The sequence below is a fragment of the Siccibacter colletis genome, assembly GCF_025914095.1.
In the GTDB taxonomy this organism is placed as follows: domain Bacteria; phylum Pseudomonadota; class Gammaproteobacteria; order Enterobacterales; family Enterobacteriaceae; genus Siccibacter; species Siccibacter colletis.
On record NZ_CP074352.1, the window covers coordinates 3,236,093 to 3,261,318 of the forward strand.

Consider the following 25,226-nt stretch of genomic DNA (forward strand, 5'->3'; position numbering starts at 1 on the left):
AAAGGGGAGCGCGGCTCCCCTTGATGTGATTACTCGTGCAACCCGCACTCGCGCTTCAGGCCGAAGAAGCGCGTCTCCTCTTCCGCCATGCCCGGTTCCCATTTCCGTGTGGTATGGGTGTCGCCCACCGAGAGGTAACCCTGATCCCACAGCGGGTGATATTTCAGGCCATGCTTCTGCAGATACTGGTAAACGGTGCGGTTATCCCAGTCGATGATCGGCAGCACCTTAAATACCCCGCGCTGCACGCCCAGCACCGGCAGTTCGGCGCGGCTGCCGGACTGTTCGCGGCGCAGGCCGGCAAACCAGGTTTTCGCGTTCAGCTCGTGCAGCGCCCGGTTCATTGGCTCGACCTTGTTGATGTCGTTGTATTTCTCAATGCCGTCCACGCCCTGCTCCCACAGCTTGCCGTAGCGCGCCTCCTGCCAGGCCGGACTTTGCGCCGCACGGTAAACCTGCAAATTCAGGTTCAGCTTTTCAGTCAGCTCGTCGATGAACTGATAGGTTTCCGGGAACAGGTAGCCGGTATCGGTGAGGATCACCGGAATATCCGGGCGCTGCTGCGTCACCAGGTGCAGACAGACCGCCGCCTGGATACCAAAGCTAGAGGAGAGGACAAACTCGCCTGGCAGGTTTTCCAGCGCCCACGTCACGCGCGCTTCGGCGCTCAGGGCTTCCAGTTGAGCATTGGTTTCTGCCAGCGCCTGAGCGCGATCGGGTTTAGAGAGCGTATGCAGCGCGTTGAGATCGAGTAAAGACATGTTCACCTCGCAGGTATGTCGCCGGAGAGGAGGTTATTCCCTCTCCGGCGTGAAAGAGAGACGCTATTCCCAGAAATCACGCGCCGGGTCGAGCACCGGACGAATAATGCCGCTGCGCACCGCGAAATCACCAAAGCCTTCGCCCGCATCGCGCTCTTTCGCCCAGCGACCAACCAGCTCATCGATCGAGGCCAGGATTTCCGGCTCGGTGATGTTTTCCTTGTACATGCGCGGAATACGCGTGCCGATGCGGTTGCCGCCGATATGCAGGTTGTAGCGCCCCGGCGCTTTGCCCACCAGACCGATCTCCGCCAGCATCGCACGCCCGCAGCCGTTCGGGCAGCCGGTGACGCGCATCACGATATGGTCATCGCCCACGCCGTGCTTGGTCATGGTGGCTTCCACCTTATCGACAAACGCCGGCAGGAAGCGCTCGGCCTCCGCCATCGCCAGCGGACAGGTCGGGAACGCGACGCAGGCCATTGAGTTTTCACGCTGCGGCGTCACGGCATTCATCAGCCCATGAGCCACCGCCAGCGCTTCAATTTTTGCTTTCTCGCTTTCCGGCACGCCCGCGACAATCAGGTTCTGGTTGGCGGTGAGGCGGAAGTCGCCTTTGTGGATCTTCGCGATCTCCAGCAGCCCGGTTTTCAGCGGACGATCCGGATAGTCGAGAATACGTCCGTTCTCAATGAACAGCGTCAGGTGCCACTTGTCGTCGATGCCCTTCACCCAGCCAATGCGATCGCCGCGGCCGGTGAATTCGTAAGGGCGGATCGGGGCGAAGGTGATGCCTGCGCGGCGTTCCACTTCGGCTTTGAACACGTCAACGCCGACACGCTCCAGGGTGTACTTAGTTTTGGCATTTTTACGGTCGGTACGGTTGCCCCAGTCGCGCTGGGTGGTAACCACCGCCTCCGCCACCGCCAGGGTATGCTCCAGCGGGATGTAGCCAAACTCGCTTGCTGTGCGGGCGTAGGTATTTTTATTGCCGTGTTCGATGGAGAGACCGCCGCCCACCAGCAGGTTGAAGCCCACCAGCTTGCCGTTTTCAGCGATGGCGATGAAGTTCATGTCATTGGCATGCAGATCGACGTCGTTCTGCGGCGGGATCACCACCGTAGTTTTGAACTTACGCGGCAGATAGGTTTTACCGAGGATCGGCTCCTCATCGGTGGTCGCCACTTTCTCTTTATCGTGCCAGATCTCTGCATAGGCGCGGGTCTGCGGCAGCAGGTGCTCAGAGAGCTTTTTCGCCCATTCATAGGCTTCGGCATGCAGTTCCGACTCAACCGGGTTTGAGGTGCAGAGCACGTTACGGTTGACGTCATTCGCCGTTGCCAGCGCGTCAAGGCCCACCTCATGCAGCATCTGATGCGCCGGTTTGACGTTCTTTTTCAGAATGCCGTGGAACTGGAAGGTCTGGCGGTTGGTGATACGGATGCTGCCGTAAAGGGTTTTATCCCCGGCAAACTTATCGATCGCCTGCCACTGTGCAGGAGTGATAATGCCGCCAGGCAGACGGCAGCGCAGCATCATGGCGTGGCGCGGCTCCAGCTTCTGCTCAGCGCGCTCGGCGCGGATATCACGGTCATCCTGCTGATACATACCGTGGAAACGGATCAGCAGGAAGTTATCACCGTTGAAGCCGCCGGTGAGGCCATGATTCAGATCTTCCGCAATGGTGCCGCGCAGATAGTTGCTCTCGCCCTTCATGCGCTCGGCATCGGCCAGCTTACCTTCGACCACCAGAGGGCCGGGATGTTTATCGCTCATTAGTAGACATCTCGCTGATAACGGCGCTCTACGCGCAGCTCACTTAAATATTCATCCGCCGCTTCGGTGTCCATGCCACCGAATTCGACGATCACGTCCAGTAAAGCCTGCTCAACGTCTTTGGCCATGCGACCGGCATCACCGCAGACGTAAATGTGGGCACCGTCATTCAGCCAGCGCCACACCTCTGCGCCCTGTTCGCGCAGTTTGTCTTGTACGTATATTTTATGTTCCTGATCGCGGGACCAGGCGAGATCGATGCGGCTCAGTACGCCCTCTTTGACGTAGCGCTGCCACTCGACCTGATACAGGAAATCTTCAGTAAAGTGCGGGTTGCCGAAGAACAGCCAGTTTTTACCCGGTGCTTCATCGGCGGCACGCTGCTGCATAAAAGCGCGGAACGGCGCAATGCCGGTGCCAGGACCAATCATAATCACCGGGGTTTCCGGGTTGGCCGGCAGGCGGAAGTTGTCGTTGTGCTCGATGAATACGCGCACCTCGCCATCTTCTTCAATGCGATCGGCGAGGAAGCTGGATGCGCCACCCGCACGCGGGCGGCCTTCAACGTCGTAACGCACGACGCCGACCGTGATATGCACTTCGCTCTCAACCTCAGCCTGAGACGAGGCGATAGAGTAGAGGCGCGGCGTCAGCGGACGCAGCAGGCTGATAAGCTGTTCGGCTTCCAGTTGCGCCGGGGCGAAACGCACCATATCGACAATCGGGGTGAGGGCGGCATAGTGCTGAAGCTTGCTTTTATCCCCTACCATCTCCAGCAGCGTCTCGTTGCGTGACAGCGCAGCGTAGTTCTCTACGATAGCGGCGGTATTCACCGTCAGTTCAAAATGCCACTGCAGCGCTTCGCTCAGGGCCAGCGCTTTGCCGTCAATCTGCACCAGCTCGTCACCCTTAAGCCACAGCAGCTCGACCAGCTCGTTAACCAGCGCCGGATCGTTTTGATACCACACACCAAGCGCATCCCCCGGCTGGTAACGCAGGCCGGAATCGCCAAGATCGATCTCCAGATGGCGCACGTCTTTATCCGAGTCGCGACCGGTGATCTTCTGGTTCACCGCCAGGCTGGCGCTCAGCGGCTGCTCTTTGGTATACGGCGTGGAATCGACCAGGTTGACGGCACCGCTGGCAGCACTGGAAACCTGAGCCGGAGAAGCGGCCGGTGCGCGCGCTTTGAGTACCGACACCACGCTGGCGCGCCACGCTTTCGCCTGCTCCTGGTACTCCACATCGGCATCGACGCGGTCCAGCAGGCGTTCACCGCCGAGCTCGGCGAGTTTGCTGTCGAAATCTTTACCTGACTGGCAGAAGAACTCATAGGAGCTGTCGCCGAGGCTGAACACCGCGAAGGCGGTACCGTTAAGCTGCGGCGCTTTTTTAGAAAACAGGAATTTATGTAGCGCGACGGCCTCTTCCGGCGGCTCGCCCTCACCCTGGGTCGAGGTCACCACCACCAGCAGCTTCTCCTGGGCGATCTGCTTGAACTTGTAATCCCCGGCGTTCACCAGATTAACGTTCAGCTTCTCCGCCAGCAGCTCGTCACGCAGCGCTTCCGCTACGCGGCGAGCATTGCCAGTCTGGGAAGCGGAGATAATGGTAACGCCCGGCGTTTCAACCGCGACCGGCTGTGCCTGCGCGGCAGCACCCGGCTGCTGATTGAGCACGCCCCAGAAGTAGCCGGACACCCAGGCCAGCTGAGTGGGCGTAAGATCGGTGGTAGCGGCCTGGAGGCGCGCCAGTTGCTCCGGGTTAAGCGGAAGCAATGCTGAAGGTGGGGCCTGAGTCGTCATGCGTCGTTAAGTTCCAGTAGCAAAGCTGTTTCGCACCCTGTCCGTGCGGGAATAACAGAAGAGAATGTAAGGTTAACGGCGAGGATAATAACAACTAAAGAAGGGTTGGAAATAATAAATAACCAAATCAACTAATCGTTTTTTTGGGTAGTTAATAACGTTAAAACTGGTTAATTAATTCCTTGATAAATATCATATTTTTATCATATTGCGCGGCCCGCTGCGCGCTTCGCTGTATATGCGGGTTTTAGCTAATGCGAAAAAAAAGCAATTCCGGTAGTATGCAGCGCTTTTAAGCCTTATTTTTAGCCATACTGAGACGCTGTTATGCCAACCACGCTGTTTAAAGATTTCACCTTCGAAGCCGCCCACCATCTCCCGCATGTACCGGAAGGCCACAAATGCGGTCGCCTGCACGGGCACTCGTTCATGGTGCGCCTGGAAATTACCGGCGACGTGGATGCGCATACCGGCTGGGTAATGGACTTTGCCGAGCTGAAAGCGGCATTTAAGCCGGTGTATAACCGCCTCGATCATTACTATCTCAACGATATCCCGGGCCTTGAGAATCCGACCAGTGAAGTGCTGGCGGCGTGGATCTGGAATGAGATGAAACCGGTGCTGCCGCTGCTGAGCGCGGTGATGGTGAAAGAGACCTGCACCGCGGGTTGCGTGTATCGCGGCGAATAAGCGTGGTCTCACCTGCCCTCTTCCAGAGGGAGAAGGCAGGGCGAGGAAAAACGATCAGGCTATGTTCAGATACTTGTGGGTCTGCATCGACAGCCGCCAGTTGCGGGCGATACAGGTTTCAATGCACAGGCGCGTGGCGTCTTCTTTCTGACTGATCGGCTGAAGCGCAATCACGCGCTGCTTATGGTCATCAAGCGTCGCCAGTAACTCATCCAGCGCTTCGATATCGCGCATACGCCCTACCGGATGTTTCACTTCATCCGCACGCTCCAGCGCCTGGGCGAGCACGTCGTATCCGCCTTTCATGTTTACCTTCGGCGACACCGTTACCCAGGTGCCAGTGGTGCAACGCACATCGTGCGTACCGCTGGTTTCTATCTGGCAGCTGAAGCCGAGCGCTTCCAGCGCCATGGTCAGCGGCATCAGATCGTGAATGCAGGGTTCTCCACCGGTGATCACGACGTGGCGCGCGGTCCAGCCCTGACGCTCAATAATCGCCAGCAGCTCTTCACTGCTTGCTGCGCCCCACTTATCGCTCTCTTTGGTTTTGGCGAGCACGCTGTACAGCGACACTTCCCGATCGCTTAACTTGTCCCAGGTGTGTTTGGTATCGCACCAGGCACAGCCTACCGGGCATCCCTGCAAACGGATAAAAATGGCCGGAACGCCGGTGAAGTAACCCTCGCCCTGGAGAGTCTGGAACATTTCATTAATCGGGTACTGCATGATTCACTCTTGGTTGCGGTAAACCGTGATTATCGCAGAACTCAGCGCGGGGGTCATCTGTTGTGGCACCGACGCCCTGAGGCACCGGTGCCGGCTCGTTATGCAGAACGCTTAACGGACTGATTTATGCTTAAAATCGATAACCATGCGCCCTTTAATCTTCCCACTCTCCATTTCGTGGAAAATGGCATTGATGTCTTCGAGCGGGCGCAGCGTTACCGTCGGCTTCACCTTGCCTTCAGCCGCGAACTGGAAGGCCTCCGCCAGATCCTGACGCGTGCCGACCAGGGAGCCCACCACTTCAATACCGTCAAGCACCAGGCGAGGAATGTTCAGGCTCATGGATTCTGACGGCAAACCTACCGCCACGATACGCGCCCCGGCGCGCACGGCATCAACCGCGGAGTTAAACGCGGCTTTCGCTACCGCGGTGACAACGGCGGCATGCGCCCCGCCAGTCTGCTCCTGAATGATTTTCGCAGCATCGTCCGTGCGCGAGTTGATCACCAGGTCAGCGCCGCTCTCTTTGGCGAAATCGAGCTGTAAATCGTTAACGTCTACCGCGATGACCTTCGCATTGAACACGTTTTTCGCGTACTGCAGCGCAAGGTTACCGAGGCCGCCAAGCCCGTAAATCACAATCCACTGGCCCGGCTTGATGTTGGATACTTTGACCGCTTTGTAGGTAGTGACGCCCGCACAGGTAATGCTGCTGGCGGCGGCAGAATCGAGGCCATCCGGCACTTTTACCGCGTAATCGGCCACCACGATGCACTCTTCGGCCATGCCGCCGTCTGCGGTGTAGCCTGCGTTGGTCACGCTGCGGCACAGGGTTTCGTTCCCGCTGTTACAGTATTCACAGTGGCCACAACCACGGAAGAACCAGGCGACGCTGGCGCGATCGCCGGCCTTGAGAGAGGTCACGCCCGGCCCAACAGATTTCACGATACCGATGCCTTCATGGCCCAGCGTGCGGCCGGTGACATCACCGAAATCACCATTTTTAACGTGCAGATCGGTGTGGCATACACCGCAGCACTCCATGCTGAGTAACGCCTCGCCGTGCTCAAGCGGACGCACAGTTTTATCAATAATTTCAACGGAATGATCTTTGCTGACTACGGCTGCTTTCATCACTGTCTCCTTACCTGTTATTGATGACCCACCTACACTGAACCTCCTTTCAGTGAAGCGCAACTTTCCACCTTTGCGTAACTAAAGATTGAGAAGATGGCTACGTTTCGCCCATAAAAAAACCCGCCGAAGCGGGTTTTTCAACGTGAAGCGGCAGTAAAAATTACTGACCTTTCACTTCGCGCAGGCCGTTGAACGGTGCACGGTCGCCCAGAGCTTCTTCGATACGAATCAGCTGGTTGTATTTCGCAACGCGGTCAGAACGGCTCATGGAACCGGTTTTGATCTGGCCTGCAGCGGTACCCACAGCCAGGTCGGCAATGGTAGCGTCTTCAGTTTCGCCAGAGCGGTGAGAGATAACGGCAGTGTAGCCCGCATCTTTCGCCATCTTGATTGCAGCCAGGGTTTCAGTCAGAGAACCGATCTGGTTGAATTTGATCAGGATGGAGTTAGCGATGCCTTTGTCGATACCTTCTTTCAGGATCTTAGTGTTGGTTACGAACAGGTCGTCACCAACCAGCTGGATTTTGTCGCCCAGTACTTTGGTCTGGTAAGCAAAACCGTCCCAGTCAGATTCGTCCAGGCCATCTTCGATAGAGACGATCGGGTACTGTTTGGTCAGGTCTTCCAGGAAGTGGGTGAACTCTTCAGAGGTGAAGGCTTTGTTGCCTTCGCCAGCCAGCACGTATTTGCCGTCTTTGTAGAATTCAGACGCTGCGCAGTCCATCGCCAGGGTGATGTCTTTGCCCAGTTCGTAGCCTGCTGCTTTTACCGCTTCCGCGATAACAGCCAGCGCTTCGGCGTTGGAACCCAGGTTCGGCGCGTAGCCGCCTTCGTCGCCAACAGCGGTATTCATGCCTTTAGACTTCAGAACTTTTGCCAGGTTATGGAAAACTTCAGAACCCATACGGATGGCTTCTTTCACAGTTTTCGCGCCAACCGGCTGAATCATGAATTCCTGGATATCAACGTTGTTGTCTGCGTGCTCGCCGCCGTTGATGATGTTCATCATCGGCAGAGGCATGGAGAATTTGCCCGGAGTGCCGTTCAGCTCAGCGATGTGCTCATACAGCGGCTGGCCTTTAGAAGCAGCAGCTGCTTTAGCGTTCGCCAGGGAAACGGCCAGGATGGCGTTTGCACCGAAGTTAGATTTGTTCTCAGTACCGTCGAGGTCGATCATGATCTTATCGATGCCAGCCTGATCTTTGGCGTCTTTGCCAAGGATAGCCTGAGCAATCGGGCCGTTAACCGCGCCAACAGCTTTGGTTACGCCTTTACCCAGAAAACGGGATTTGTCGCCATCACGCAGTTCCAGCGCTTCGCGGGAACCAGTAGAAGCACCTGACGGAGCAGCAGCCATACCAACAAAACCGCCTTCCAGGTGAACTTCCGCTTCAACAGTCGGGTTACCACGGGAGTCGATGATTTCACGACCGATGACTTTAACGATCTTGGACATTGGGTTTTCCTCTAGCAAGTTAAACTAAAACTCCAGACAAACAACGCGCTTCCTTAACTGACACGCTGTAGCGGCTTTTGTTCACCGACCGGAAATATTGGCGATCGATGAAGCCTGCTACAGCGTGATGGGTATCGGCGTAAACGCCGCGTTGCCGTTATAACTGCTTGTTACTTCGCCTGACGCTTCTGGTACTCGCTCGCGGCTTTAACAAAGCCGGCAAACAGCGGATGCCCATCACGCGGGGTGGAAGTAAATTCCGGGTGGAACTGACAGGCAACAAACCACGGATGGTTCGGAACCTCGATGATCTCAACCAGCTGATCATCACCGGAACGGCCTGCAACATGCAGACCTGCTGCTTCAATTTGCTTCAGTAGCATATTGTTAACTTCGTAGCGGTGACGGTGGCGCTCGACGATAGTCGGCGTGCCGTACAGCTGACGTACGCGGCTCTCATCGGACAGCTGGCACTGCTGCGCGCCAAGACGCATGGTGCCGCCGAGATCGCTCTTCTCGGTACGTACTTCAACGTTGCCGTTCTCATCACGCCATTCGGTGATAAGCGCCACGACCGGGTATTTACAGTCTGGCACAAATTCCGTTGAGTTGGCGTCAGCCATACCCGCGACGTTACGTGCAAACTCCATCAGCGCAACCTGCATACCCAGGCAGATGCCAAGGTAGGGAATATTGTTCTCGCGCGCATAGCGTGCGGTCGCCACTTTACCTTCAACCCCACGGTAGCCGAAGCCGCCCGGGATAAGAATGGCGTCTAAATCTTTCAGTACTTCTACGCCGCGCGTTTCCACATCCTGGGAATCGATAAGCTTGATGTTGACGGTCAGACGATTTTTCAGCCCGCCGTGCTTCAGCGCTTCGATAACGGATTTGTACGCATCCGGCAGCTCGATGTATTTACCGACCATCCCGATGGTGACTTCACCTGACGGATTGGCTTCTTCGTAAATCACCTGCTCCCATTCTGCCAGATTTGCTTCGGCGCAGTTCAGGCTGAATCGTTTACAAATATAATCGTCCAGCCCCTGAGATTTCAACATCCCCGGAATCTTATAAATAGAATCAACGTCTTTCAGTGAAATAACCGCTTTTTCAGGCACGTTACAGAACAACGCAATCTTCGCGCGTTCGTTCGCCGGAACGGCACGATCGGAGCGGCAAATCAGAATATCAGGCTGGATACCGATAGAGAGCAGTTCTTTAACAGAGTGCTGGGTCGGTTTGGTTTTAACTTCACCGGCTGCCGCCATGTACGGCACCAGAGTCAGGTGCATGTAGAGGGTGCGCTCGCGGCCCACTTCTACCGCCATCTGACGAATAGCTTCCAGGAATGGCAGAGATTCGATGTCGCCGACGGTACCGCCGATTTCCACCAGCACCACGTCGTGGCCTTCGCCACCTTCAATGATGCGCTCTTTGATGGCATTAGTGATGTGCGGAATAACCTGAACGGTCGCGCCCAGGTAGTCGCCACGGCGCTCTTTACGCAGTACGTCAGAGTAGATACGGCCGGTGGTGAAGTTGTTGCGGCGGCTCATTTTGGTGCGGATGAAACGCTCGTAGTGACCGAGGTCAAGATCGGTTTCAGCGCCGTCTTCAGTAACGAACACTTCCCCGTGCTGAATAGGACTCATGGTACCCGGATCGACGTTGATATACGGATCGAGTTTCATGATGGTCACGTTGAGGCCACGGGCTTCAAGAATGGCTGCGAGGGAGGCTGCGGCAATGCCTTTACCCAGAGAGGATACGACCCCGCCGGTCACAAAAATATAGTTCGTTGTCATGCTGAACCTGAGAAGTTAGGTTTAAAAGACGGTGGATAACCAGGACGGGAAAGTAGTATACCCGAACAGCCTGGGCGCCACAAACTTTCCTTCGTCCGCGACCGGGCAGACTATGCTGGCGTTATGCAGTATTTTCCGCAGCCCGCCTCTCCCCGACCGTTGTTATTCATGCCGTTATCACGCTGTTAGCGCGCTAATGGCCCGCCTGGCACGCTTACATCACTGCCGCTGCGCTCCTGAGGCTCATGAAAATAGCCGCCTGGATAAAAATGTTTTTGACGTAAATCAACCGCTTGTCATTTAAGTTTTGGCCGCAAACCGGTTTCAGCGAAAAAACGCCTTAAATATCATATTCCTGCTGTTTAACCTGCTGCCAGGCGGCTTCCATCTGTTCAAGCGTAGCCTCACCCATTGCCAGCCCTTGCGCGGCTATGATGCTTTCAACCTGACGGAAACGGCGCTCGAACTTGCGGTTGGCTTTCTGCAGCGCAGTTTCCGCTTTTGCTCCAAGGTGGCGCGAAAGGTTCACCGTGGCAAACAGCAGATCGCCGATCTCCTCTTCCAGTTTTGCTTCCTCGATTACTGCCTGCTGCGCTTCGTGCATCACTTCATCGATCTCTTCATGCACTTTATCCAGCACCGGTCCGATAGAGTTCCAGTCAAATCCTACCGCCGAGCAACGCTTCTGGATCTTGTGGGCGCGCATCAGCGCCGGCAGGCTTTCGGGAATATCATCCAGCGCAGAGTGCTGGGCTTTCTCCGCGCGCTCATCGCTTTTGATCTGCTCCCAGCGCGCCAGCACTTCGGTGCTGTTTTGCGCTGTAGCATCGCCAAAAATATGGGGATGCCGGCGCTCCAGCTTGTCGCTGATGGCGGCACAAATATCATCAAAGTTGAAACGCCCTTCCTCCTGCGCCATCTGGGCATAAAACACCACCTGGAACAGCAGATCGCCCAGCTCGCCGCGCAGATCGTCAAAGTCTTCGCGCGCAATGGCATCCAGCACCTCATAGGTCTCTTCAAGGGTATAAGGCGCGATAGTGGCCCAGGTTTGCTCTTTGTCCCACGGGCAACCGGTTTGCGGGTCGCGCAGGCGGGTCATGATAGAGAGCAGGCGGTCAATTTGCGTCATGTGAAGTCCTTGCTGTTTCGCTGACGGAGCGCGCAATCGCGCTCCAGCCCCCTCCACTGAGGGGGCGGAAGAGTGATGGTCGAGAGAGATTATCCGCCGTGCAGGCGGCGCGCGTCGATAACATCCGGCACCTGATTGAGCTTACCCAGGACCCGGCCCAGCACCTGCTGGTTATAGATCTCGATGTCCATATCGATAGTCGCGAGCTGCTGGCGCGTGTCGGAGCGGCTGGTGACGCCGAGCACGTTGACCTTTTCATTCGCCAGAATGGTGGTGATGTCGCGCAGCAGGCCGCTGCGGTCGTTGGCGGTCACGCGCACCACCAGCGAATAGCCAGCGGAGTAGCTTTCGCCCCACACGGCATCAACAATACGTTCCGGCGCGTGCGACTGCAGATCAACCAGCTGGTCGCAGTCGGCGCGGTGAATGGAGATACCGCGCCCCTGGGTGATAAAGCCGACGATGTCGTCGCCAGGTATCGGCTGGCAGCAGCGCGCAATGTGGTGCATCAGGTTCCCGACGCCCTCCACCACCACGCGACCGTTATCCTTGCTGCGCCCCTGCGGCGCGTAGGTTTTTTGCTTCAGCTGACGCAGCGCTGCGGCGTCCTGCTCGGCAGCGCTCGGCTTGTTGAACTGCGACTGCAGGAAATTCACCATCTGGTTGAGACGAATATCGCCCCCGCCGATGGCCGCCAGCAGCTCATCAATTTCATTGAAGTTGTAACGCGGCAGCAGATGTTTTTCCGCTTCCTTCAGGCTGATGCCGAGGTGCGCCAGCTCGTCGTCAAGGATCTGCCGTCCGGCGATGATGTTCTTATCGCGATCCTGCTTACGGAACCAGGCGTGGATCTTTGAGCGCCCGCGGCTGGTCGTGACATAACCGAGGTTCGGGTTAAGCCAGTCGCGGCTCGGGTTAGGCTGTTTCTGGGTGATGATTTCGATCTGATCGCCCATCTGCAGCTGATAGGTAAAGGGCACGATGCGCCCGCCGATTTTAGCGCCAATGCAGCGGTGCCCCACATCGCTGTGAATGTGATAGGCAAAGTCGAGCGGCGTGGAGCCGGCGGGAAGATCCACCACATCCCCTTTCGGGGTAAACACGTAAACCCGGTCGTCGAACACCTGGCTGCGCACTTCATCGAGCATTTCGCCGGAGTCGGACATCTCTTCCTGCCAGGCGATCAGCTTACGCAGCCAGGCGATACGGTCTTCATGTCCGGTGCTGCCGCTACGCTGCGCGCCCTCTTTATACTTCCAGTGTGCGGCGACGCCCAGCTCGGCGTCTTCGTGCATCTGTTTAGTACGGATCTGAATCTCAACGGTTTTGCCGTCCGGCCCCAGCACCACGGTATGAATGGACTGATAGCCGTTCGGCTTCGGGTTCGCGACGTAATCGTCGAACTCGTCTGGCAGGTGGCGGAACAGCGTGTGGACGATGCCCAGCGCCGCGTAACAGTCCTGCAGACGCTCGGCAACGATACGCACCGCGCGCACGTCAAACAGCTCATCGAAGGCCAGATGCTTCTTCTGCATTTTGCGCCAAATGCTGTAGATGTGCTTCGGGCGGCCGTACACTTCGGCCTTCACGCCCTCTTCTTTGATGGTGCGGCGCAGCTGGCCGACAAACTCATCAATATAGTGCTCGCGATCGATGCGCCGCTCGTGCAGCAGCTTCGCAATGCGCTTGTATTCAGCAGGGTGAAGATAACGGAAGCAGTAGTCCTCCAGCTCCCATTTGAGCTGGCCGATGCCAAGACGGTTCGCCAGCGGCGCATAGATGTTGGTGCACTCTTTTGCCGCCAGCACGCGCTCATCTTCCGGCGCGTCTTTCACTTCGCGCAGGTGGGCAATTCGCTCGGCAAGTTTAATGACCACGCAGCGGAAATCATCCACCATCGCCAGCAGCATACGGCGGACGTTATCCACCTGATCCGAGGAAACGGCATCGGTGTGGGTGGCTTTAAGCTGGCGGATCGCGTCCATGTCGCGCACGCCGTGGATCAGGCTGACCACTTCCTTGCCGACCCGTTCCACCAGCTCGTCTTCGGTTACCACAGCGGCATCGGCCAGCGGGAAGAGCAGAGCAGCACGCAGCGTGTCGCAGTCCATACTGAGCATGGACAGGATCTCAACCATTTCTACGCCGCGCCAGAGCAGCAATTCAGCGTGCTGATGCCCCTGGGTTTGCTGTTCACAATAGACCCAGGTTTCGGCTAAGTATTCGCACGTCTGCGGGCTTGAAATACCGAGCGTTGCGATCCATTTTTCATGATCGAATTCGCCTGCCTGACTCAGATGTGCACTTCTTACCGCAACCATTGTCCTCTCCTTTCGGGACTACAGGTTTACCCGCATCGGCAAACCTCAACCACAAGGCGGAATCACGCATCCGCCCCTTTCCTGCTGTCTCACCGGCGTACCGACCATGCCGTTACGCTTTTTCGAATAACGCCATCGACTCAAGATGCCCAGTGTGCGGGAACATGTCCAGCATCGCCAGCCGCGTAATCTGGTATCCCCCCGCCCGCAGCGCGTCGCTGTCCCGGGCGAGGGTCGTTGGGTTACACGAGACATACACCACTTTTTCCGGAGCCAGACGTAAAATATGCTGCATAACGCCAGGCGCGCCGGCACGGGCCGGGTCCAGCAACACTTTGTTGAATCCTGCTGCCGCCCACGGCTGGCGCGTGACGTCCTCTTCCAGATTTTCGTGCCAGAAGGTCACATTCTGCAGCCCATTCCGGGCTGCATTCTCACGGCCTTTCTCCACCAGCGCAGCCACGCCTTCGACGCCGACCACTTCCTGCGCGCGCCGGGCGAGCGGCAGGGTAAAGTTGCCCATGCCGCAGAACAGATCCAGCACGCGATCCTGCGCGTTCACCGCCAGCCAGTCGATGGCCCGGGCCACCATCTGCTGATTCACCGCGTCGTTGACCTGGATAAAATCGCGCGGGCTGAAGGATAAGCGTAGTCCGTCTGATTCATACCAGGGAGCATCGCCGTTAAGCTGGGCTATTTTGTCGCTTTCCGCGGCCAGAAACAGGGAAAGCTGTTCGGAATGCGAAAAGCGTTCCAGTTTTTCGCGATCGGCCTCGCTCAGCGGTGCCAGATGGCGTAACACGATGAGTGGACCATTATCCGCCAGCACAAGTTCCACATGGCCGAGTCGCCGTACCGCGTGTAAATCGCTCAGGCAGTCACGCAGCGCCGGAAGCAGTGCCTCAAGACGGGGCGCCAGAATGGGGCAGTGATGCACATCCACCAGATCGTTCGATCCCGCCATGCGAAAACCCATTTGTAAACTTTGCTTACGTGGCGCAAAATTCAACCCGAGCCGCGCCCGGCGTCGGTAACCCCATGTCGGGCCTGAAATAATCTCATCAACCGGCTGGTGCATCATGCGGGCAAGCGCCCGCGCTTTACTGGACTGCTGAAGCGTCTCGCTGACGTGCTGCTGCTGGCAGCCGCCGCACACGTTGAAGTGCGGGCATGCCGGTGTGACGCGCTCGGGGCTGTGGGTAAGACGCTTTTTGACGCGTGCATGAGCAAACTGACGCTTTTCCTCGGTCAGGGTTACCTCAGCCGTTTCCCCGGGCAGCAGCCCGGCAATAAACAGCGCTTTACCCTGATGACGCGCCACGCCCTGGCCAAACGGGTCGAGATCGTCTGCGGTGACCGTAATGATATCGCGCGTAGTATTGCGACGTTTTGCTGAATAAAATTGCGCCATTGCGTTAATGTCTTAAATAATCTGAATGTTGCTGATTGTCCCATAACGGAACCCCATGACCAACTACAGCCTTCGGGCACGCATGATGATTTTGATACTGGCGCCCACGGTCCTCATCGGATTGATGCTAAGTATTTTCTTTGTGGTGCACCGCTATAACGACCTTCAGCAGCAGCTGGAGGACGCCGGAGCCAGCATCATCGAGCCGCTGGCGGTGTCGAGTGAATACGGGATGAACCTGCAAAACCGTGAGTCGATCCGCCAGTTGATTAGCGTGCTGCACCGTCGTCACTCCGACATCGTGCGGGCCATCTCCGTCTATGACAGCCAGAATAACCTCTTCGTCACCTCAAATTTTCACCTGAACCCCGCCGAGCTGCGTCTGCCGCCGGGCCAGGATATCCCTCAACAGTTAACGGTGACGCGCGCTGGCGATCGGCTGATCCTGCACACGCCAATTATCTCCGAACGCTATTCCCCGGATGAATCGGCCATAACTGCGGCCAAAATCAATAACAACACCCTCGGATACGTGGCGCTGGAGCTCGATCTTAAGTCGGTACGCCTGCAGCAGTATAAAGAGATATTTACCTCGTCAATGATGATGCTGTTCTGCATCGCGGTGGCGCTCGGCTTCGCCTGGCGGCTGATGCGCGACGTCATTGGCCCGATTCGTAATATGGTAAATACCGTTGACCGTATCCGCCGCGGGCAGCTTGACAGCCGGGTGGAGGGCTTCGTGCTCGGCGAGCTGGACATGCTGAAAAACGGCATCAACTCGATGGCGATGTCGCTGGCCGCCTATCACGAGGAGATGCAGCACAATATCGACCAGTCCACCTCCGATCTGCGGGAAACCCTGGAGCAGATGGAGATCCAGAACGTCGAGCTGGATCTGGCGAAGAAGAAAGCCCAGGAAGCGGCGCGCATTAAATCTGAGTTTCTTGCCAATATGTCGCATGAGCTGCGCACCCCGCTCAACGGCGTGATTGGCTTTACTCGCCTGATGCTGAAAACCGATCTCAATCCGACCCAGCGCGATTACCTGCTGACCATCGAGCGCTCGGCGAATAACCTGCTGGCCATCATCAACGACGTGCTGGACTTCTCGAAGCTGGAAGCGGGCAAGCTGATCCTGGAAAGCATTCCGTTCCCGCTGCGCGGCTCGCTGGATGAAGTTGTCACGCTGCTGGCGCACTCGGCCCACGACAAGGGACTTGAGCTGACGCTGAACATCAAAAACGATGTGCCGGACAACGTGATTGGCGATCCGCTGCGGCTGCAGCAGATCATCACCAACCTGGTAGGAAACGCCATTAAGTTTACCGAAAGCGGCAACATTGATGTGCTGGTAGAGCAGCGCTCCATCAGCAATAACAAAGTGCAGCTGGAGGTGCAGATCCGCGACACCGGTATCGGCATTCCCGAGCGCGACCAGTCCCGGCTGTTCCAGGCGTTTCGCCAGGCAGATGCCAGTATTTCCCGCCGTCACGGCGGTACCGGGCTGGGGCTGGTGATCACCCAGAAGCTGGTGAACGAAATGGGCGGCGACGTCTCCTTCCACAGCCAGCCGAATCGCGGCTCCACCTTCTGGTTTAACATCAACCTCGATCTCAATCCGAATGTGATAATCGATGGGCACGCCAAAGATTGCCTTGAGGGCAAGCGTATCGCCTACGTCGAGTCAAACGTTGCAGCGGCGCAGAGCACGCTGGATATGCTCGCGGCGACGCCGCTGAAGGTGATTTTCAGCCCGACCTTCTCCGGATTAGCGGATGAGCATTACGACATGCTGCTGATGGCCGTGCCGGTGACGCAGCGCGAAGAGATGGGGCTGCAAAAAGAGCGCTTCAAAAAAGCGGCTGCCATGACCGACTGCCTGCTGCTGGCGCTGCCCTGCCACATGCAGGTAAACGCCGAGGATCTTAAACACGGCGGTGCAGCCGGCTGTCTGCTGAAACCCATCACCTCCACGCGCCTGATGCCGTTGCTGATAGAACACTGCCGCAAACGTATTGCCTCGCCCCTTGAGAGCGCGGATAAGCAGCAGCTGCCGATGACCGTCATGGCGGTGGATGATAATCCCGCCAACCTGAAACTTATCGGCGCGCTGCTGGAGGATCACGTTGAACAGGTGGTGCTGTGTGAAAGCGGCCCCCAGGCGCTGGATAACGCGCGGACCAGGCTTTTCGATCTCATCCTGATGGATATTCAGATGCCGGGTATGGACGGCATTCGCGCCTGCGAGCTGATTCGCAAGCTGCCGCATCATGCCCATACCCCGATGATTGCGGTGACCGCCCACGCGATGGCCGGGCAGAAAGAGAAGCTGCTCAATGCCGGGATGAATGACTATCTGGCGAAGCCGATAGAAGAAGACAAGTTGCGCAGCCTGCTGCTGCGCTATCAGCCGGGCAATCTGATTAACCCGCCGACGGCTGTGGTACTGCCTGCACCTGTGCCGCAGGAGAAAGCGTGCAGCTTCGACTGGGCGCTGGCGCTGCGTCAGTCCGCGAATAAGCCAACCCTGGCGCGCGACATGCTGGGGATGCTGGTTGATTTCCTGCCGGAAGTGCGCGAGCGCATTGAGGCGCAGCTGGATGGCAACGCGACCGAGCCGCTGGTGGATATCGTGCACAAACTGCACGGCAGCTGCGGCTACAGCGGGGTGCCGCGCCTGAAGCAGATCTGCCATTTCATCGAACAGCAGCTGCGCACCGGCGTGGCACCGGAGGATCTGGAGCCAGAGCTGCTGGAGCTGCTTGATGAGATGGATAACGTGACCCGCGAGGCGCAGGCAATATTGCGGGATGGGGAATAACGCGGTGATAAAAAAGGCGGGTGCGCTACGCTTACCCGCCCTACGGGTGCTGATAATTAAAATAAGTGTCGGATAAAAAGGCGGGTGCGCGACGCGTGCCCGCCCTGCGATATTACTCAGACGTTAGCGCACCATGCAGGGGCGCTTGTTATCGAAGGTCCAGTCGGGGATCAGGTATTGCATAGACAGTGCGTCGTCGCGCGCGCCGAGACCATGCTTCTGGTACAGCTCGTGGGCTTTCATCACCTGGTCCATATCCAGCTCAACCCCCAGTCCCGGCGTAGTCGGCACCTGTACCATCCCGCCTTTGATCTCAAACGGTTGCTTCGTCAGACGCTGGTTGCCCTCCTGCCAGATCCAGTGGGTGTCGATGGCGGTGATCGTCCCCGGCGCGGCTGCCGCAACGTGGGTGAACATTGCCAGCGAAATATCAAAGTGGTTGTTGGAGTGTGAACCCCAGGTCAGGCCGAAATCATGGCACATCTGCGCCACGCGCACCGAGCCCTGCATGGTCCAGAAGTGCGGGTCTGCCAGCGGGATGTCAACGGACTGCAGCGACAGGGTATGGCCCATCTGACGCCAGTCGGTGGCAATCATGTTAGTGGCGGTCGGCAGCCCGGTCGCGCGGCGGAACTCTGCCATCACTTCGCGGCCCGAATAGCCCTGTTCTGCCCCGCACGGATCTTCTGCATAAGCGAGGACGCCACGCAGCTGCTTGCCAAGCGAAATCGCTTCGTTAAGCGACCAGGCTCCGTTCGGATCGAGGGTAACGCGCGCCTGCGGGAAGCGCTTCGCCAGTGCGGTTACCGCCTCCGCTTCTTCAGCGCCAGCCAGCACGCCGCCCTTCAGTTTAAAGTCGTTGAAGCCATACTTCTCATAAGCCGCTTCCGCCAGGCGCACCACGGCATCCGGGGTCATCGCCTCGTCATGGCGAATCCGATACCAGTCGCAGCGCTCGTCAGGCTGGCTCTGGTACGGCAGCGGCGTGCGGGTGCGATCGCCAATGAAGAACAGGTAGCCAAGCATCTCCACTTCACTGCGCTGTTGCCCGTCGCCCAGCAGGGAAGCGACGTTCACGCCCAGGTGCTGGCCGAGCAGATCGAGCATCGCGGCTTCAATGCCGGTGACCACATGAATGGTGGTGCGCAGATCGAAGGTCTGTAATCCACGCCCGCCTGCGTCACGGTCAGCGAAGGCCGCGCGCACTGCCGTCAGTACGTTTTTATATTCACCCAGCGCTTTCCCCACCACCAGCGCGGCGGCATCCTCCAGCGTCTGACGGATCTTTTCGCCGCCGGGGATTTCACCCACGCCGGTATGGCCGGCGTTATCGGTAATAATCACGATGTTACGGGTGAAGAACGGCGCGTGCGCCCCGCTCAGGTTCATCAGCATGCTGTCGTAACCGGCGACCGGAATAACCTGCATGCTGGTGACCACAGGCGTGCCCTGATATGTACTCATGGTAGTTTCCTTTTTCACAGCGAAGTTAGCGACCAAAGGCCGGACGTTTGCGATCGAATGTCCAGCCAGGTACCAGATACTGCATCGGACCGGCGTCGTTGCGCGCCCCGCCCGGAAGCTGTTTATACGCCGCGTGGGCGCGTTCAATCTGCTGCCAGTCCAGCTCGACGCCGAGGCCTGGGGCATCCGGCACGCGAATGGTGCCGTCCTTGATCTCCAGCGGTTCGCGGGTGAGGCGTGCTTCGCCCTCCTGCCAGATCCAGTGGGTATCAATGGCGGTGGGGTTGCCCGGTGCCGCCGCGCCGACGTGGGTGAACATGGCGAGCGAAATATCAAAGTGGTTATTGGAGTGACAGCCCCAGGTCAGCCCCCAGTCATCGCACAGCTGGGCCACGCGCACCGCGCCGGAGAGCGTCCAGAAGTGCGGGTCGGCCAGCGGAATATCCACTGCATTGAGCATCACCGCATGGCCCATTTCGCGCCAGTTGGTGGCGATCATGTTGGTGGCAACCGGCAGCCCGGTCGCACGGCGGAACTCCGCCATCACCTCGCGCCCCGAGTAGCCCTGCTCCGCGCCGCAGGGATCTTCGGCATAGGTCAGTACATCACCCAGCCCTTTGCACAGCGCAATGGCTTCATCCAGCAGCCAGGCCCCGTTGGGGTCCACGGTGATGCGCGCATTCGGGAAACGGTGTTTCAGCGCTTTTGCGGTTTCAATCTCCTGCTCGCCCGGCAATACGCCACCTTTGAGCTTAAAGTCTTTAAAGCCGTAGCGATCCTGTGCCGCCTCCGCCAGACGCACCACGGACTCTGCGCTCAGCGCCTCCTGATGGCGCAGGTGATACCAGGGGTGATCGCCCTTGCCCTGCTCCAGGTAAGGCAGATCGGTTTTGCGCCGATCTCCCAGGTAGAACAGGTAGCCCAGCACGGTTACCGCGTCGCGCTGTTTGCCCGGCCCGAGCAGCTCACACACCGGCACGTTGAGCGCTTTGCCGAGCAGGTCGAGCAGCGCGGCTTCCAGCGCCGCCACCGCATTCACCTTCAGCTCAAAGGTCCAGGCGCCCTTACCAAAGGTGTCGAAATCCGCCGACTGGTTGCCTTTGTGCACCTGCTGCACCACGCGGTTCAGGCGGGCAATCTCCTGCCCAACCACCTGCGGAATGGCGTCCACCAGCGTCTGGTAGATCACTTCCCCGCCCGGCGCTTCACCGACCCCGGTATTACCGGCGCTGTCGGTCAGCACCACGATATTGCGCGTAAACCAGGCGTTATGCGCCCCGCCGATGTTAAGCAGCATGCTGTCCTGCCCGGCCACGGGGATCACTTTCATCTCCGTCACGCGCGGGCTTGCCTGAGTACTCATTGTTTCACCCCACTCTGTACTGGTTTCAGCTCAATACGCTTGATGTCGCCCACCAGCACCAGGTAGCTGAGGACCGCCACCAGGGCGTGAATACCGACGTAAATCAGCGCACCGTTAAAGGAGCCGGAAACACCGACGATGTACCCGATAGCGATAGGGGTGACGATCCCCGAGACGTTACCAAACATGTTAAACAGGCCGCCGCTCAGGCCGCTGATCTCTTTCGGTGCGGTATCTGCCATCACCGCCCAGCCCAGGGCTCCAATGCCTTTGCCGAAGAAGGCGAGCGCCATAAAGCCAACCACCAGCCATTCGGTGTCCACGTAGTTACAGATCACCATTGTGGTGGAAAGCAGCATGCCCAGCACAATTGGCGTTTTACGGGCGATATTGAGGGAGCCGGTGCGCCGCATCAGCCAGTCGGAGATCACCCCGCCGAGCACGCCGCCGATAAAGCCACACACCGCCGGCACCGAGGCGATAAGCCCCGCCTCCAGAATCGACATGCCGCGCGCCTGCACCAGATATACCGGGAACCAGGTGATGAAGAAGTAGGTCAGGGCATTGATGCAGTACTGACCGATATAGACGCCGATCATCATGCGCGAGGCCAGCAGTTGTTTGATCTGCCCCCATTTTTCGCGCATCGGCACCTGCACTTTGTGGTCGTTCTTCTGATCCATATTGATCAGCGCCCCGCCCTGCTCCATGTACTCCAGCTCCGCTTTATTCACGCCTGGATGGTTGTTCGGTTCATGGATCACTTTCAGCCAGATAAAGCTGATGATGATCCCGAGGCCGCCCATGAAGAAGAACACGTAGTGCCAGCCCACCGCGTGGGTCAGCCAGCCCATGATCGGGGCAAAGATAACCGTGGCGAAGTACTGCGCCGAGTTGAAGATGGCCACCGCGGTTCCCCTCTCCTGGGCCGGGAACCAGGCCGCCACAATACGGCTGTTACCGGGGAAGGAAGGGGCTTCTGCCAGACCTACCAGGAAGCGCAGGGTGAAGAGTGCGACGATAATGCCGAAGCCGTTAAAGACATCGACGAAGCCCTGCAACAGGGTGAAGAGTGACCAGATGAAGATGGACCAGAAGTAGACGCGTTTTGAGCCAAAGCGGTCAAGCAGCCAGCCGCCCGGGATCTGGCCGATAACATAGGCCCATGAAAACGCAGAAAAGACGTAGCCCATCCCGATGGGGTCAAGGCCAATCTCGCGCGCCATTTCCGACCCGGCAATGGAGAGCGTGGCGCGGTCGCCATAGTTAAATGAGGTGACGATAAACAGCATCACCACAATCCAATAGCGGGCGTTAGTGCGTTTCTCCGCCATCTGCGCCGCCTGGCTTACTGTATTCATTGTTGCACTCCTGAATTATAGCTTTGTCGCTACATTCATTCTGAACAGCACAACCTGTAGGGTAATCAGAATGAGGTGTGGGTGTTGTTGCAGTTTGCTCAGAGGACGCTCTGAAACCCTGCGTTTTTTGTAACCGGCTCGAAAAGTATATGAAGGGGGATTCACCCTCTCACCGTGCAGCCACACAACATTGCATGCCCATGCCGGGGGGATTTCTTGCATAAGCCCAAAGCGATGGGGAGTAGTTCACGAAAAATGAAACAGGTGCGGAAAAATGGCGGTATGGAAGTATGAAGGGCAAAACGTGTGACGGGCGTCGCTTGACGCGGATGTTTACCCGCTCCGGGCGGAGCGGGCATAAGCCATAAAAGGCGTTAGCTCAGTAGCGCGGCCCAGCGTTCAACCCACGGATTCGCCACGGTTTCCGGCTCGGGATGGTCCGCTGCATCGATAAACAGCGGCTCGCCGAGACGGGTCGCGCCCTGCTCCTGCAGCAGCGTATCAAACTTTTTCGCACCGCCGTTGAAGTGGGTATAGGAACTGTCGCCGAGACCAATCACGCCGTAGCGCAGTTCGGGCTGATGACCAATGCGCGCATGAATATCTTCATACAGCGGCACGATGCTGGAAGGCAGTTCGCCCTGACCGGTGGTGGAGGTGACCACCAGCGCGATTTTCTGGCGATACCCTTCCCAGTCGGCAAGCGTCGGATCTTCGAATACCCGCGCCTGGTGGCCCTGCTCGCTTAAAATTGCCTGCGCTTCTTCAGCGACCAGCAGCGCGTTTCCGTACATGGTGCCGACAAAAATGCCTACTTCTGCCATGAGTGACTCCTGATTAATCAACCTGCGTGCCGTCATCCTGACCGCTGACTTCGGGAAACTCAACCCTTTCGATTTCAGGGAGATGCCCGATCCAGCCAAAGTGTGACAGGGCGTCCATCCAGACGCGGTCCAGCCCGGCGTTAATTACCAGCGGCTCGCCGGTCACCGGGTGGGTGAGCATCAGGCGGCTGGCGTGCAGCATCAGACGGTTACAGCCGAAGTGCTCTGCCGCGGCGCGGTTCTGGCGCAGATCGCCGTGCTTAGAGTCGCCAATCATCGGATGGCGCAGGTGGGACATATGGCGACGCAGCTGGTGCTTGCGCCCGGTTTGCGGCTCCAGCTCCACCAGGCTATAGCGCGTGGTGGGATAGCGCCCGGTGGCGACGGGCATCTCTGTGGTTGCCAGCCCTTTGTAGTGAGTCACCGCCGGCTGGGGATCTTTATCGGCGCGGGAAAACTTATCGGCGATCTTATCCAGCTCCTCCACCAGCGGATAATCAAGCACCGCGTCGCCCTCAAGCCAGCCGCGCACCACAGCGTGATAGCGCTTCTGGATCTGATGCTGCTCGAACTGCTGCGACAGCAGACGACCGACGTCGCTCGACAGCCCCATCAGCAGTACTCCGGAGGTTGGCCGATCGAGACGATGGACGGTAAAGACGTGCTGACCAATCTGGTCACGCACTGTCTGCATCACCACTACTTTTTCATCGCGATCCAGCCAGCTGCGGTGTACCAGCCAGCCGGAGGGCTTGTTGACGGCAATTAGCCACTCGTCCTGGTAGAGGATTTCAATGGTCACGCGTCGTCACCGGCAAACAGCTTGTCGAGATCCAGCAGGACCACCAGCAGTTCATCGCGGCCAGCATGCGCCGCTTCCAGCGCCATTTCATAGTACGGCGCGACGGCGAAGGCGTTCGGTAACGGATGGCCGCCATCAAGCAGCGCGTGCATACGCGGCAGCAACACCCACTGCAGCCACTGGTGCGGCGTCAGGGTGTCCATGAAGAAGGGCTGGGTACTTTCAAAAGCGGAGGCGTCTGGCGCGACGGGCTGCCACTGCTGGTGCGCGCGCAATACCTCTTCAATCCGCATCAGCTGGCGGCGTATACGGTTATGGTGTTCCATGATGACCTGAACGTTCTAAAAAACAGACGCGAAGAATAGCACGAGCGTGCTGGCGGGAAAAAAACATAAAAAAGGGAGCACTGCTTTAGCAGTGCTCCCGGTTTCGTTTTGCAGCAGTCCGGCTACATGGTTGCTCCCTGCTCATCCATGAAAACTTTTCCTGTGGTCTCCTGACCGACAATCCTTGTACCGCATCCTGCGCATATCATCCTGACATTTAATGTGTGTCACCCCCCTGACACATCATCCCTGGTCATCCTGACCCGCCGAAACTCCTCTCGGCTCCCAATCTCCTTCCTGGAGGTGTCCCTTACGCCGTCCTGCGTTATCCTCTGCTTCAATCCCGAAGCTCTTCCCTGCTGCACCTTCTGGTGTGTCCTGCTTAACGCAGCGTCATCATCCTGATGTTCGCTACATTTGCTCAACGTCCTGTTGGCGAGGTATAGAATCCTTGATTACGGCCAGGCTTACAAGCCACCTTAGGATAAATCCGGGGGTCACGTTTCGTTTGAAAGAGAGGGGAATTACATTAATTCATTGAAATTAAAGGATAATATTTATTATCGCTTCTTCATCCTTTTCTTACAAAGCATCGATCTCTCACAAGGCTTGTAAGAGATCTCTCACAAACCCGTGAGCAAACTGGACTACACCTCAGGCGTGAGACTTGAAAGGAACAGCGCCAGCGATGGCGAAAGACGGGTGCGCTGCTTAGCGCCGAGCTTTTCGTGCAGCACTTCGCCGGTAAGATTACAGACGGAAATAACCTCCGTTTCCTCCTCCAGCGTGGCGATGAACAGCGTCGGACTCAGCTTGCGGCGCTTCTGCGTGACCAGATGACCGATCTGGTTTTCCTGCAGGCGAACCAGATCGTCTTCGCTCCAGACCTGCAGCAGCGTCAGCACCATACCATCAAACCGCGCGGGCATATCCCCGGCGAACTGCGTGGTATAAAACGCGTGAACTGTGGGTTGTAGCAAAATATCGAGGGCTTTTTCAACCCCGTTTAACCGCGGTTCGCCGTTAAAGGGCGCGGGCTGCCATAATACGCTTTCCTGCAGGCTGGTGACGATACAGGGCGACGGCACGCCGTACAGGGCTTCACTGGCAGGCAGGGTGCCGTGTTTTTCCCGAAAGGCATCAGAATAACGCCCGGTAAACTCCCGCAGTGCCTGTTGTACTTCACTCTCCACGCCGTTCATCCTCATCGTCTGGTACACTAGTGCGAACGCCATATACTAC

At 57.8% G+C, this 25,226-nt stretch carries 19 protein-coding genes; 2 read left to right on the top strand and 17 right to left on the bottom strand.

Features of this window, described 5'->3' with window-relative positions:
- Window positions 1–29: 29 nt before the first annotated feature.
- The 3 genes from cysH to cysJ all read right to left on the bottom strand — a co-directional run bounded on the left by cysH (window position 30) and on the right by cysJ (window position 4,342).
- Entirely contained in the window at window positions 30–761 is a 732-nt protein-coding gene (gene cysH / locus KFZ77_RS15600; protein ID WP_264384718.1) for a phosphoadenosine phosphosulfate reductase, read from the bottom strand.
- A gap of 63 nt (window positions 762–824) precedes the next feature.
- Window positions 825–2,537 carry an assimilatory sulfite reductase (NADPH) hemoprotein subunit gene (cysI, locus tag KFZ77_RS15605; RefSeq protein WP_264384719.1) on the bottom strand — a complete coding sequence of 571 codons (1,713 nt, stop codon included), beginning with the start codon at window positions 2,535–2,537 and terminating at the stop codon, window positions 825–827.
- Entirely contained in the window at window positions 2,537–4,342 is a 1,806-nt protein-coding gene (cysJ, locus tag KFZ77_RS15610) for an NADPH-dependent assimilatory sulfite reductase flavoprotein subunit (protein WP_264384720.1), read from the bottom strand. The genes cysI and cysJ overlap by 1 nt, the downstream gene beginning before the upstream one ends.
- A gap of 327 nt (window positions 4,343–4,669) precedes the next feature.
- Between cysJ and queD the strand changes: the two genes are divergently transcribed.
- The gene (gene queD / locus KFZ77_RS15615) at window positions 4,670–5,032 is read left to right on the top strand and encodes a 6-carboxytetrahydropterin synthase QueD (RefSeq protein ID WP_264384721.1); all 363 of its coding nucleotides are present in this window, start codon (window positions 4,670–4,672) and stop codon (window positions 5,030–5,032) included.
- A 54-nt stretch (window positions 5,033–5,086) separates the two neighbouring features.
- Here the strand turns inward: queD and queE are convergent, their stop codons facing one another.
- The 7 genes from queE to rlmD form a co-directional block, all read right to left on the bottom strand.
- Window positions 5,087–5,758: a 7-carboxy-7-deazaguanine synthase QueE gene (gene queE / locus KFZ77_RS15620; protein WP_031522865.1), complete on the bottom strand. Its 672-nt coding sequence runs from the start codon at window positions 5,756–5,758 to the stop codon at window positions 5,087–5,089.
- A 111-nt stretch (window positions 5,759–5,869) separates the two neighbouring features.
- Window positions 5,870–6,892 (bottom strand): alcohol dehydrogenase AdhP, encoded by a 1,023-nt coding sequence (gene adhP / locus KFZ77_RS15625; protein WP_264384722.1) that lies wholly within the window; start codon window positions 6,890–6,892, stop codon window positions 5,870–5,872.
- A gap of 163 nt (window positions 6,893–7,055) precedes the next feature.
- Complete coding sequence (gene eno / locus KFZ77_RS15630; RefSeq protein ID WP_031522861.1) at window positions 7,056–8,351, bottom strand: phosphopyruvate hydratase; 1,296 nt, start codon at window positions 8,349–8,351, stop codon at window positions 7,056–7,058.
- 170 nt (window positions 8,352–8,521) lie between these two features.
- Window positions 8,522–10,159 carry a glutamine hydrolyzing CTP synthase gene (gene pyrG, locus KFZ77_RS15635; protein WP_031522860.1) on the bottom strand — a complete coding sequence of 546 codons (1,638 nt, stop codon included), beginning with the start codon at window positions 10,157–10,159 and terminating at the stop codon, window positions 8,522–8,524.
- A gap of 340 nt (window positions 10,160–10,499) precedes the next feature.
- Entirely contained in the window at window positions 10,500–11,291 is a 792-nt protein-coding gene (mazG, locus tag KFZ77_RS15640; protein WP_264384723.1) for a nucleoside triphosphate pyrophosphohydrolase, read from the bottom strand.
- Window positions 11,292–11,380: 89 nt separating this feature from the next.
- Window positions 11,381–13,612, bottom strand: coding sequence for a GTP diphosphokinase (relA, locus tag KFZ77_RS15645; protein ID WP_031522857.1), 2,232 nt, complete (start codon window positions 13,610–13,612; stop codon window positions 11,381–11,383).
- A gap of 112 nt (window positions 13,613–13,724) precedes the next feature.
- Window positions 13,725–15,023 carry a 23S rRNA (uracil(1939)-C(5))-methyltransferase RlmD gene (gene rlmD / locus KFZ77_RS15650; protein ID WP_031522855.1) on the bottom strand — a complete coding sequence of 433 codons (1,299 nt, stop codon included), beginning with the start codon at window positions 15,021–15,023 and terminating at the stop codon, window positions 13,725–13,727.
- A 55-nt stretch (window positions 15,024–15,078) separates the two neighbouring features.
- Here rlmD and barA point away from each other — a divergent pair, with 55 nt between their 5' ends.
- A complete protein-coding gene (gene barA / locus KFZ77_RS15655) occupies window positions 15,079–17,844 on the top strand; it encodes a two-component sensor histidine kinase BarA (RefSeq protein ID WP_264384724.1) in 2,766 nt (921 codons plus the stop codon).
- A 123-nt stretch (window positions 17,845–17,967) separates the two neighbouring features.
- On the opposite strand, the gene gudD is transcribed toward barA, so the two are convergent.
- The 7 genes from gudD to syd all read right to left on the bottom strand — a co-directional run bounded on the left by gudD (window position 17,968) and on the right by syd (window position 25,177).
- Window positions 17,968–19,308: a glucarate dehydratase gene (gene gudD, locus KFZ77_RS15660; protein ID WP_264384725.1), complete on the bottom strand. Its 1,341-nt coding sequence runs from the start codon at window positions 19,306–19,308 to the stop codon at window positions 17,968–17,970.
- A 25-nt stretch (window positions 19,309–19,333) separates the two neighbouring features.
- Window positions 19,334–20,671, bottom strand: coding sequence for a glucarate dehydratase family protein (locus KFZ77_RS15665; protein ID WP_264384726.1), 1,338 nt, complete (start codon window positions 20,669–20,671; stop codon window positions 19,334–19,336).
- A complete protein-coding gene (locus tag KFZ77_RS15670; RefSeq protein ID WP_031522847.1) occupies window positions 20,668–22,032 on the bottom strand; it encodes an MFS transporter in 1,365 nt (454 codons plus the stop codon). Before KFZ77_RS15670 ends, KFZ77_RS15665 begins: the two co-directional genes overlap by 4 nt.
- A 374-nt stretch (window positions 22,033–22,406) precedes the next feature.
- A complete protein-coding gene (locus KFZ77_RS15675; RefSeq protein ID WP_031522845.1) occupies window positions 22,407–22,856 on the bottom strand; it encodes a flavodoxin in 450 nt (149 codons plus the stop codon).
- Window positions 22,857–22,869: 13 nt separating this feature from the next.
- Window positions 22,870–23,658 (bottom strand): tRNA pseudouridine(65) synthase TruC, encoded by a 789-nt coding sequence (gene truC / locus KFZ77_RS15680; protein WP_264384727.1) that lies wholly within the window; start codon window positions 23,656–23,658, stop codon window positions 22,870–22,872.
- A complete protein-coding gene (locus KFZ77_RS15685) occupies window positions 23,655–23,984 on the bottom strand; it encodes a YqcC family protein (RefSeq protein WP_031522841.1) in 330 nt (109 codons plus the stop codon). The genes truC and KFZ77_RS15685 overlap by 4 nt, the downstream gene beginning before the upstream one ends.
- Window positions 23,985–24,631: 647 nt before the next feature.
- The gene (gene syd / locus KFZ77_RS15690) at window positions 24,632–25,177 is read right to left on the bottom strand and encodes a SecY-interacting protein (RefSeq protein ID WP_406678812.1); all 546 of its coding nucleotides are present in this window, start codon (window positions 25,175–25,177) and stop codon (window positions 24,632–24,634) included.
- Between the last annotated feature and the right edge of the window lie 49 nt (window positions 25,178–25,226).